At 57.8% G+C, this 3,313-nt stretch carries 2 protein-coding genes and 2 pseudogenes; 1 reads left to right on the plus strand and 3 read right to left on the minus strand.

Translation table 11 applies throughout. The annotated features are described in order from the left end of the window. The 3 genes and pseudogenes from EFD56_RS33020 to istA all read right to left on the minus strand — a co-directional run. A partial coding sequence (locus tag EFD56_RS33020; RefSeq protein WP_206513437.1) for a hypothetical protein occupies positions 1-211 on the minus strand: 211 nt, incomplete at its 3' end. 317 nt (positions 212-528) lie between these two features. Further along, positions 529-1,329 (minus strand): IS21-like element ISSme2 family helper ATPase IstB, encoded by an 801-nt coding sequence (gene istB, locus EFD56_RS32315; RefSeq protein WP_009997167.1) that lies wholly within the window; start codon positions 1,327-1,329, stop codon positions 529-531. Continuing rightward, a pseudogene (gene istA / locus EFD56_RS32320) lies at positions 1,329-2,614 on the minus strand (IS21 family transposase). Before istA ends, istB begins: the two are co-directional and overlap by 1 nt. 88 nt (positions 2,615-2,702) lie before the next feature. Between istA and EFD56_RS33025 the strand changes: the two are divergent. Then, positions 2,703-2,925, plus strand: a pseudogene (locus EFD56_RS33025) (hypothetical protein); the annotation flags it as partial. Between the last annotated feature and the right edge of the window lie 388 nt (positions 2,926-3,313).

Here is a 3,313-nt window from a genome sequence, read left to right on the forward strand (position 1 = left end):
CGACATTTACCTTTTCCTGCAATAGGGTGGAGATGGATCGAGCAATAGATGCCAGTCGTTCTTGAAAAAGCACCAAACCGTTGAGAGAGAATCCGTTTTTACGCGGCCACGTGCAGCGCGCCAACCCAGATGAGACGATCCCCAGTGCCGGGGGCGACATCGAATGTGCACGTCGCCAGTCTTCCTTCAAAACGTGACGTTTGGCCAGCATCCCAAGAGGCGACGGCTGTCGCATCTGAGGTGTAGACAGATACGGATGCGGGAAGAGCCTCGGGTGCGAAGGATGCTGGCGCGGTCGCTGAAGTGCTTAGTGCCGTCTATGACGGCCTATCCTTTGCGGGTTCTACTATGGCTTCAGGCCAGGACGAAACCCGCCCATGGCGCCGGATGCATTTCATACAGCGATCATGAGCCAACGTGTGAGTTTGGTACTCGATGCCGACCACGTATCCTGCAACTATCAAACTATGCCTGCTGTCAAGCGAAGTGAAGATTTGACCCCGTAGGCGAAACGAAGAACTGACCCCTTCATTGATTTGCTGTTTCGTTTGTCTCAAGCGCTGTTCCGGCCTTCTGCAGAAGGCCGGAACGGCGCTTTTCGCGAAGCCTGTAGCTATCACCTCGGATGGTGATCACCGTCGAATGGTGCAGCAGGCGGTCCAATATCGCGGTGGCGACGACAGGGTCTCCAAAGACGCTCCCCCACTCTCCGACCGATCGATTGGAGGTAATCAGGATCGATCCCCTTTCATAGCGGCGAGAGACCAGTTGGAAGAACAGGTGGGCGGCGTTAGCTTCGAAGGGCAGATATCCCAGCTCGTCGATGATCAGCAGTTTCGGCCGCGATAGGATTGTCAACTGCTTGTCCAATGAGCCATCGTTATGGGCCTTGGCGAGCATCGCAACCAGAGTGGCCGCCGTGGCGAATTGAACGTTGTAGTTCTGGCGGATTGCTTCTCGGCCAAGACTGACAGCAAGGTGCGTCTTACCGGTGCCCGGAGGTCCGAGGAATAGGACGGTGTCGCCGTGAGCAATCCAGCGGCAGGTTGACAGCTCCCTGATCTGTCCTCGATCCAGCGAGGGCTGTGCCTCGAAGTCGAAGCCATCGAGTTCGCGTACGAAGGGGAACTGCGCCAACTTGCTCGACATCGAGATGCGCCGTTCATCGCGCCGGGCAATCTCTCGTGAGACCAGGAACGCCAGAGCTTCGCGCAACGTCATCTTCGAGCGGGCCGCCTCGTCCAGCAACGTGTCGAGTTGATCGCGGATCGCCGTCAGCTTTAGCCGATCGAGTGTCGCGATGAGTAAATCGTGATCGACGGTCGTCATCACCAGCCACCTCCAACAACGGCCTCGTATTCCGCAAGAGGTCGCAGCAAGGCGGCTGGTGCCAGCTCGACTGGAGCGGTGCGAACCAGTCCTTCGCTACCCGCGAAGCCAACAAAGTGATCCCGGTCGACGATCCGTTGTCGCCGTCCCTGGCAGAGAGGATGATCGGCCACAACCTGGCCAGCGTGACGGATAATTACACGGCCAGCCAATACAACGACTTGGACGCTCTCGCCGATGAAACGCCAGGGTACGGAATAGCTGTTTGTGTCGAGATCGATGGCGCAGTCCGCCTGCACTTTGCGCACGAGGTCGCGTAGTTGTCCAAACGGTGCGCGGCCGGATAGCGGCCGAAGGGCTTCGGCCTCCGCAGCAAAGCGTTCAATTGGTGCTTCACCAGTCGTGCCGTGTTCTCGTCGGTCTGCGATCTCTCGTATCCATCGGTCAAGGTGCGCCTCGAACGAAGCCCAGTTCTCAAACCGGCGACCAGCGATAGCATTCTTCTTGACGTACCCGACCCCGCGCTCGTCCTTCCCCTTTGTTCGCGCCCGGTAGGGAGCGCAAGCGCGTGGCGCGAAGCCCCAGTAACGGGCAAACGCCCAGAGTCGCGCATTGAAGCGAACCTCCCGGCTAACCGCGTCGTGATGTTCGACAAGTGCCTTCGCATTATCCAGCAAAACCTCAACGGGAACGCCGCCAAACCGAAGAACGCGCCTTCCATCCCCTCGAACCAATCTGTCTGCCCTTCTCTCAATGAGGCACGGATATGAATGCGTCTGGAATAGCTTAGCGTGGCGACAAAGACGTTTACCCGAAGCCGCTCGTCACCGATCCAGACACGCGTCTGCCCGAAGTCGATCTGCAACTGACGACCAGGCGGCGTTTCAAACCGCACTGTCGCACGCTTTTGCGCCTTGAGTTCCCGCCGCCATTCCCGGACTCGAAGCTCTACCGAACGCAAACCGATGATAATTCCATGCTCGCTCGCCAGCTCCTGCCGGATCACATCGGCATTGCCATCATGGCGAAAGAAGCGTTCACGAAGCCAATCATCAAGGCCATCAAAAGCACTCCTCCGAACCGGCTTCTTGAAGGGTACCGCTCCACCCTCACGAAGATATCGACGGACAGTGTTGCGAGCACATCCAAATTCCTTCGATAGACGCTTGGCACCCCAACCAAGCTCGTGCAGCCGCAACATTGCCACCACCTCATCTGCCTCAAGCATATCTTCGCCCTGCATCGTTCCCCACGATGCAGGATGCGCTGAAATCGCACTTGTCATCCATCTCTCCTCGTTGTCACACGAGGGGGCAGTTCTTCATTTCGTTAGGGGGTCAGTTTCTCATTTCGCCTGACACCTGCGGGCGGGTGCCGCGGTGGACCGACTTGTTCATCACGCAACGATCTTCGAAATGAACGTCGAAAGCTGTCGACGACGTTCCACCCATGGGGGTCAAACGCCGGCGCGGCAGGCCAGCCTCATTCGCGACAATCAAAGGCACCGCACGGTTAGTCGCGGAGCGGCAATCAGACCACGATGAAGCTCTTGCCAGCGACAATCAACATGATAACTTCATCCCGACCGCGACATAAGAATCTCATCCAGATTGTCGCGCGCGTCTCATCCTGATCGCCGCCCCATAGGTCGCATAACTATCAGGCGCGCAACGGGTTCTGTCAGCAGCTACACCGCAATGGTTCCGTTGCCTGAGGCGGCGAAATCAGAAAGGCCGGCGGAAAGATTGGTTGGAATCGGAAATTCTGACGGCACCCTTCGCGCTGCATGTTCCACACATCACCCGAAACTGCTTAAATGAAGGCCAATTTTAGCGGGCTCCGCATGGCAAGCGGCAAGCTGGCGAGCCTCTCAAGCCATGTGCCGGCCTGATGGTCGAGTGCAGACGATTGTCGGCAAGCCGTCGCCATATGGTGTTCGGCCATGCCTTGAGGGCATGATTGGATCTGGCTTTAGCATGCTGGG

It is taken from the genome of Rhizobium phaseoli, from assembly GCF_003985125.1.
GTDB lineage: Bacteria > Pseudomonadota > Alphaproteobacteria > Rhizobiales > Rhizobiaceae > Rhizobium > Rhizobium phaseoli.